Consider the following 7610-nt stretch of genomic DNA (forward strand, 5'->3'; position numbering starts at 1 on the left):
CTCCGCCGCCAGCGCCCGCGCCGCCGCCGCGCCGTCCTCGGATTTCAGATCCAGAACGATGGATTTCTTGCCGCGGTTCACCGATTGGAACAGCAGACTCTCGCCGTCCCTGAAGGGGCCGATGTGGCGGTAGTCATCGCCCGCGGGGGGCTCGACCTTGATCACCTCCGCGCCCAGATCGGCCATCAGCGCCGTACAATAGGGCCCAGCCAGAACCCGGGAAAAGTCCAGAACCCGGACCCTCTCCAGCGGCCTGCGGCCTGCCGTTTTGCCATCTTCGAACATGCGCCCCCCATCAGTTGCTTGCTGGAGGATAGCGTCCGGTTTGGTATATTTAGAAATACGGGATGAGTATTAAGGGTATGCAAAATTGAATATACCATTGAACTTCCGCCAGGTTGAAATCCTGTTGGCGGTCGCGGACACTGGCAGCACCGCCGCGGCGAGCCGCGCGCTGAACACCTCGCAGCCCTCGGTTTCGCTGGCCATTGCCCGCTGCGAAGAAGTGTTCGGACAGAAGCTCTTTATCCGCATCCCCGGGCGCGGGATGGAGCTGACCCCGTTCGGTCAACACAAGCTTGCACAGCTGCGCGAACTGGAGAAACAGGCCCGCTGGGTGCTGAGCGGCGGTGAGGGCACGCCGGAGTTCCTGAATCTGGGGGTGTTTTCAACGCTCGGCCCGCGCTATGCGCCGCAGCTGGTGCGCCGCTTTCTGGACGCCCGCCCCGACGCCGAAATCCGCATCCTTGAAGGCGACCTGCAAACACTTTTCGATTGGCTCAGCGAAGGCAGGATTGACATGGCGCTGCTGTACGATTTCGGTATTCCGTCGGATTTTGTCATCACGCCTCTGATGGCCGTGGAGCCCTACGCCCTGCTGCCGAAGGGGCACAGGTTGGCACAGCAACCCAGCGTTTGCTCCGAGGATCTGGTGCAGGAGCCGGTCATCCTGATGAACCTGCCCCACAGTCGGGGCTATTTTCTGTCTCTGTTGCAGAATACAAGTGTTCCGGTGCGGGTGACACACGAAACAGCTTCGATTGAAATGTTGCGGTCAATGGTGGCCAACGGGTTTGGTGTTGGCCTTCTGGCGACCGACCTGCCAGACGGTCCGTGCTATGATGGCAGTCCAGTGATCCGGGTTCCACTCGACGGCCGCCCGCCGCTGCATCAGGTCGCCCTTGCTCATCGCGGCGCGGCGCTCAAGCGGCCAATCACCCAAGCTTTTACCGCCTTTTCTGAAGCCTATTTTAACCCGGCGACCTGAGCGCCAAGAGATATCCGGGGCCAATCCACGGCAACATGAATTGCGTCTTTTGTTCTGCCTCCAGCATTTCATGACCGGCCCTTTCCTGACCTTCGCCAGATGGATCACCGCTGCGGCGCAGCTTCCCCAGTGCGGACGTTCAAACGCGTGCGTTGCAAATGGATAGTGCCCCAAGATCGGGGGGGATTGCCGGGACCGGAGGGCCCGGCGCAGGTCACCCTCCGGCTCCATCTCGTGAGCCGCCGCACAGGCGGCTGAGAAAAACCTCGGAAAACCATTTCCTATACCACGCGGACGACACGATGTCCGTTGAGTAAGCCGCCGCATGGGCGGTTGGGGGCGGAGGGCCCGGCGCAGGCCACCCTTGGGCTCCATCTCGTGAGCCGCCGCATTGGCGGCTGAGAAAAGCCTCGGAAAACCATTTCCGATACCACGCGGACGACACCATGTCCGTTGAGTAAGCCGCCGCATAGGCGGTTGGGGGCCGGAGGGCCCGGCGCAGGCCACCCTCGGGCTCCATCTCGTGAGCCGCCGCATAGGCGGCTGAGAAAAGCCTCGGAAAACCATTTCCGATACCACGCAGACGACACCATGTCCGTTGAGTAAGTCGCCGCATAGGCGGTTGGGGGCCGGAGGGCACGGTGCAAGCCGCCCTCCGGCTCTATCTGGCATCTTCCGCGAGAGCTTCCAGATAAGCTTTTGTGCATGACCTGCCCCCCGCGGGTCCCTCGCTCATGACGAGAGTCTGCGGGTTTGATTTTGGTAGTCGTCGGTTTCGGGCTTGGCAAGCGCGGCAGGCGCGGAGCCCTCAAATAGCTCAAGCGCCTGCCGCGCTTGCTTTGGCGTTCTGTTCCCCAGCGAAGAGTGCGGCCTGACGTTGCTATAATCGTAGCGCCACAGCGCCAGTTTACGGCGGGCATCGTCCAGGGTATCGAACAGCTCTTCATTGAGGAGTTCGTCCCGCAGACTACCGTTGAATGATTCGATGAAGGCATTCTGTTGCGGTTTTCCTGGGTCGATGTAATGCCAATCCACGCCGTTCCTATCGGCCCATTTCAGAATTGCCCGGCTGGTGAATTCCGTCCCGTAGCACGTCGGGAAGATTGGCCGCTGAGAGGTTATGGCCAAGATGCGGAACTTCCTTGATGCGCCGAAGCTGTCCGCCAGAAAGTCCAGGGATCCCGCTGCCCGGCAGGCGATTGCGGAGCAATCTGCCGAGAGGGGGCGCTGATTCGGCCGTGTGGCTTCGGGCATCGGCGTGCGCGAGCCCCGGGCGCGTTTGCGGCCCCGCCGCCGCTTCACCGCAAGGCCTTCTTCCCGATAGAGGCGGTACAGTTTATTGTGGTTCATGATCATGCATTTGCGCTCAAGCAGCACGCCGATCCTCCGGTAGCCGAACCGGCGGCGCTTGCCTGCGATCTCCTTCATCTCCTGGCGAATCTCAGGATGGTCGGGCGGGCGTTCGCGCCGGACCGTCTTGGGGTCGACACCGACAAGCCGACAGGCCCTTCGCTGCGAGATGTCATGATCCCGCATCGCGTTGAGCGCTGCCTCTCGCCGCTCCTTCGGTGCCGTCAGTGTCGGCCTTGCCCTCGAACCAATGGCGGGCTGGCGGCCTCCATTCCCAGCAGGTCTTTCAAAACCACGTTGTCGAGCATCGTGTCCGCCAGCAGCCGCTTCAGCTTGGCGTTCTCATCCTCCAGTGCTTTCAGCCGCGCGGCCTCCGACACCTCCATGCCGGCGACGAGGTTATGTTCACGACGACCACGGCGGAAAAACTGGCTGCGATGCGCGTAAGCGGTCCCGATGGCGGCGCTACCTTCGAGGTGTTGTCATGAGCCGTATGCTGATTGTTCACCGCGCCGGACCGGGCGTGACGGTACAGGATTTTGGTCGTCCCGGATACCTCGCCTTCGGCCTGTCCCGTGGCGGTGCTGCCGACCGCCTGGCGCTCGCGGAAGGGGCGGCCCTGCTGGGGCAGGATGAAAGCCTCGCCGCCCTGGAAATGGCAGGTATGGGTGGCGAGTTCGAGGTAACCGAAGACACCCGTATCGCACTAACCGGGGCACCAATGCGCGCCAGTATCGACGGCGCCCGCATTGCCTGGAATGCCAGTCACCTGCTGCCTGCGGGCACGCGGCTTTCCATCGGCGCTTCCGAGGCCGGGACCTATGGCTATCTGCACCTTGGTGGCGGTGTGGCGGTGCCCGAACGGCTGGGTGCCCGCAGTACGCATCTGGCAGCCGAACTTGGCGCACCGATCGAAGCCGATTGTCGGCTACCGATTGGTGCGGACAGCAAGTCCGATGCCATCGGAATGGGGATAGACCCAGACCCACGCTTTGACGACGGGACGGTTCGGGTCGTGCCCAGCCTTCAGACCGAATTTTTCGATCCGGCGGAAATCTCCCGTTTCGAGGCGACCGAATTCCACCGCGACGCCCGCGGCCATCGCATGGGCGTGCGGCTTTTGCCCCGGGGGCGACGGCTTTCACAATGAGGCTGGGCTGAGTGTCTTGTCCGAGGTCATCGTGCCCGGCGACATCCAGATAACCGGTGACGGAACCCCCTTCGTGCTTCTTAGCGAATGCCAGACCACGGGGGGTATCCTCGCATCGGCTCGGTCCTGCCTGCCGATCTGCCCCGCGTTGCCCAGGCTCAGTCCGGCACCGGCCTGCGCTTTCGCTTCGTGACATTGGAAGAGGCAGTCGAGGCCGAGCGGCGTGAAAGGGAGCGACGCAAGGGATTGCGGCGCAGCCTACGCCCGCTGATCCGGGACCTTCGAACCATGCACGATCTGCTATCCTATCAACTCATCAGCGGCATGACCGCGGGGGACGATCTTGAAAGGGAAGTCTCATGAGCAAATCCGTTGATCTGAACGCCGATATGGGCGAGAGCTTTGGCCCTTGCATCATGGGCGATGATGAGACCCTGCTGGACATCGTGACTTCGGCCAATATCGCCTGCGGGTGCCACGCAGGAGACTGGGACGTGATGGACCGGACGATGCGAGCCGCTGTCCAGCGCGGCGTCGGCATCGGCGCCCATCCAGGCTTTGCCGATCTGCAGGGCTTTGGACGGCGGCGCATGACGCTGTCGCATGAAAGTCTCGGCAACCTAATCCGATATCAACTTGGTGCCGCGAGGGCCATGGCGCGCGCTGCCGGGGGTGAGGTGAGGCACTTAAAACTGCACGGTGCGCTCGCCAACATGGCTGCCGAAGATCAGGCCATGGCACGGGCTTGCTATGGTGCTGCCCTTTCGGTTGCACCTGAGATCACAATCATGGTTCTGGCAGGCACCGCCCAGCAGGCAGCGGTTGCCGAGTTGGGCTGCAAGGCCGCCTGCGAGATCTTCGCCGACCGCGCCTATAACGACGATGCCACACTGGTCGATCGAAGCCTTCCTGATGCCGTCATCCACGACCCGGGAACCGCCAGCGAACGTATAGTTAAGATGGTGCAGGTCGGGGCCATCATCGCCGAAAGCGGCAAGCATATTCCAACCCGGATCGTTTCCATCTGCCTGCATGGCGACACGCCCGAGGCGATCGAATTAGCCAGAATGATGCGTGCCGCACTGGAAATTGCCGATATTTCGCTGGCCAGTTTCGAGGGCGCTACTGTCTGATTGAGAGGCTGACAAGTTCCCAAAGGAGAGGTGTACCGAAGCCAAAAACGGTTCTTCGGTGGTTTCAGCGAATGCGGAAGTCAGCTTTCAACGTTGCCGCTTGATCGGTTCGCGCTTGCAGAGAATGTCCGGTATCCGCCCTTTCGTCCCAATCGGAGGCCATCGACATATTCTAAATTCGATTTTTCGATCTCAAACCTAACCCCATCTTCTCTTCAGACTTGGAGGGCAGATGTCACATTCAGACCGAAAAATTGAAAAGCCGGACTTGGCGACGGTCAAGGACCTCGCCAAGTTCTTCCAGGTAGAGCGCACTGCTGTGCCGGATGTCATGAGCGAAATGGGTGTCCCGAAGCGGGGCCGGGGTTATCCCTGGATCAGGATCTGGCGCGCGCTTGGTTTTGATCTCAAGACTGCAGAAAATCTGGAGGATCTCAAAATCCCGTTGCTGAATCTGAAACAGGTGGCCGCAAAGTTGGGAGAGAGCGCAAAGACAACGCGCCGTCGCAGCAATGGTGAACACCGGGATAAAACCATTCCGGCGTATATCGAGCTTGGTCCGCGAAAGCGCTTGTTTTTCCCGGCAGAGATCGAAAGCTGGCTCTTGGGGGAACCGCTGCCCTTCGGCCGGGAACAGAAGAACCTTTCGTTCATCCCAGGACAGGCAAAAAGAACTGGAGCGCCCAAAGAAGCACGCAGAGAGGCCGAGGCCGCATTGTCTCCGTCACCCTCAGCAGCTGCTTTGTTCATGGTACCGCCCAAACCAGGCTGAACCAGAACCGGGATTTCCTGAAACTCCTCCCGGGACCTACCTCCTTTCCGCACCCGGAAAGGAGGTTTTCTTTTGTCTGTCAGCAGGGTGCCGCCCTGCCCATTTTATCAGCAACACTCCCGCGAAAATGACACCTGGGCACGGAATTGGCCGAACAACGGACAGATGACAGGCCGAGCGGACAAAATGACAAACGCCCCCGAAATTTCGGAAGTGGCAAGTGGAGGATTATTTGTCATTTTCGGCTTCGGTTTTTGGAATAACGGCCAATTTGTCATTCAGCGGACAAGAAAAGAGGCCTTCATGAGCTTTTTCACACCCATCGCGCCGGTGACCATGCAGGACGTGCTGGACTGGACCATCGCGTACAATAAGGACGACTACGTCAATCCAGTGAAGAAATGCGAGGAGCGGTATGATCACCGTGCCCTCCGTGATATCCCTGCCGATCTCGAAGAGTTTCACAAACGCTTCCCGCTGAAGGGTTACAGGCCTGGTCTTGGTAAGACGGAAAAGGCCTACAAAGCCTGGCGGCGCAAGGTACAGGCCGCCATTAAGGGCGCTACCGGCCAGATTGCGGAAGAACAGGAGCGCCGGGCGCGACAAGACGCCTGGGCGGAGCTGATCGGTGCTCTGGAGCCGCTCACCGGCATGCCCGAAGAGGCGATGTATCCGCACCAAGTGCTGATTCCTATCCGGAAGCTGTCCGATCTTGCCCGGCAGCATGGCAAGGAGCCCAGCCAAATTTCCCAGGAATGGCTGTCCGGGCTTCGGACACGTTTGGGATCAAATGAATGGAAATCCCTGCAATCCGCTCTTCGGCAACTGAATCATTTCCGGTACCTGTCGTCGGTACGGCCGCTGCTTCCACCTGAGCCGTTTGCCGAACCCGCGGTTCTGCGTGCCAACATCCTGCCGGGTATCCCGGATCACGTCGCCGCCGAAATCAGAGACTGGGTGCTCAACGCGACGCGTGGAGAATACGATCCGGTCGAGGATAGATACGAGGAAGGGACCTCTGAGGATGACAAGTCCTTCAAGACCACAGCGCTGCGCAAGTTCGTCAGCACCCTGTCGGAATGCGCTGGTCTGGAGACGGACCTCGGGCTGAGGGAACTTCTTTCTCCTGAAAATGCAGTCCAGGTCGTGCGCAGGTGGTCGTCTGACATGGATGGGGCCGGCAGGATCACCGCCCGAACGGCACATGACTACCTGAAGGCCATCTATGTCGTGATGGCGCGAAACGGCCTGCCGCCGGATGCGATTAAGGCGCAGCTCGCAAACAACCGGTTTTTGAAGCAGGGGAAGAAGCAGGGCAGCCATATGTCACCCGGCGCGCGGACTTTCTGTGAAACTCTGCTGGGATCGCAGAAACTGACCCTGACCTTCCTTTCCCTGCACGTGCAGCTGCGCAACCGGGCCCAAGAGCTTCTCGACAACTACACGGCGGATGGGCGGGCGATGACCAAGAGGGAAATCGAGGAGGTGCGTTCCATTGGTTCGGTGTCAGCCGTCTGCGCGCTCGAAACCCGCGGGGCACCGATCCGCATCGACAACGCGCTGGCGCTTGCGATCCGCGGCGACAATATCACATTCCACTTGCCGGGCAGGATGACCGATCACGCGACAATCACGCTGTCGCCGGAGCACACAAAGAACGACAGTGAGATCTGGGCGCCGATCGAACGCGGCAACCTGAACGGGCTTGAAGTGATCGAATGGTACATGGAAACGATCCGTCCGCTGTATCCGGGTGCGGATAGCAGCGATTTCCTATTCCCAGGGATTATTGCGGAGGGCAATCTGCCCTACGAGACCTTTCTCGGCTGGTTCAAGCGCGAAACCCGTGCTGCCGGCCTGCCGATGACCCCGCATAATTTCCGCCACGGCTTGGCCTCGCTGCTGATCGAAGCCAACCCGGGAAGGTGGGACCTGCTC

General features: G+C 60.5%; 5 protein-coding genes and 2 pseudogenes. 5 read left to right on the forward strand and 2 right to left on the reverse strand.

Annotation, left to right across the window (positions count from 1 at the left end; genetic code table 11):
* Positions 1–285: CoA transferase (locus AB9K35_RS00115; protein ID WP_369923903.1), on the reverse strand; the 285-nt coding region annotated here is incomplete at its 3' end.
* 85 nt (positions 286–370) lie between these two features.
* Between AB9K35_RS00115 and AB9K35_RS00120 the strand changes: the two genes are divergently transcribed.
* The gene (locus tag AB9K35_RS00120) at positions 371–1267 is read left to right on the forward strand and encodes a LysR family transcriptional regulator (protein WP_369923905.1); all 897 of its coding nucleotides are present in this window, start codon (positions 371–373) and stop codon (positions 1265–1267) included.
* Between the two features lie 732 nt (positions 1268–1999).
* Here the strand turns inward: AB9K35_RS00120 and AB9K35_RS00125 are convergent.
* Positions 2000–3006, reverse strand: a pseudogene (locus tag AB9K35_RS00125) (integrase core domain-containing protein); the annotation flags it as partial.
* Between the two features lie 95 nt (positions 3007–3101).
* Between AB9K35_RS00125 and AB9K35_RS00130 the strand changes: the two are divergent.
* From AB9K35_RS00130 to AB9K35_RS00145, 4 genes and pseudogenes are all read left to right on the forward strand, one after another.
* Positions 3102–4130 (forward strand): annotated as a pseudogene (locus AB9K35_RS00130) (biotin-dependent carboxyltransferase family protein).
* A complete protein-coding gene (locus AB9K35_RS00135) occupies positions 4127–4900 on the forward strand; it encodes a LamB/YcsF family protein (protein WP_369923907.1) in 774 nt (257 codons plus the stop codon). Before AB9K35_RS00130 ends, AB9K35_RS00135 begins: the two are co-directional and overlap by 4 nt.
* Positions 4901–5132: 232 nt before the next feature.
* Positions 5133–5672: a helix-turn-helix transcriptional regulator gene (locus AB9K35_RS00140; RefSeq protein WP_369923908.1), complete on the forward strand. Its 540-nt coding sequence runs from the start codon at positions 5133–5135 to the stop codon at positions 5670–5672.
* A 186-nt stretch (positions 5673–5858) separates the two neighbouring features.
* On the forward strand, positions 5859–7610 hold a 1752-nt coding region (locus AB9K35_RS00145; protein ID WP_369923910.1), incomplete at its 3' end, for a hypothetical protein.

Origin of the sequence: Leisingera sp. XS_AS12 (assembly GCF_041224635.1) — a bacterium.
In the GTDB taxonomy this organism is placed as follows: Bacteria; Pseudomonadota; Alphaproteobacteria; order Rhodobacterales; family Rhodobacteraceae; genus Leisingera.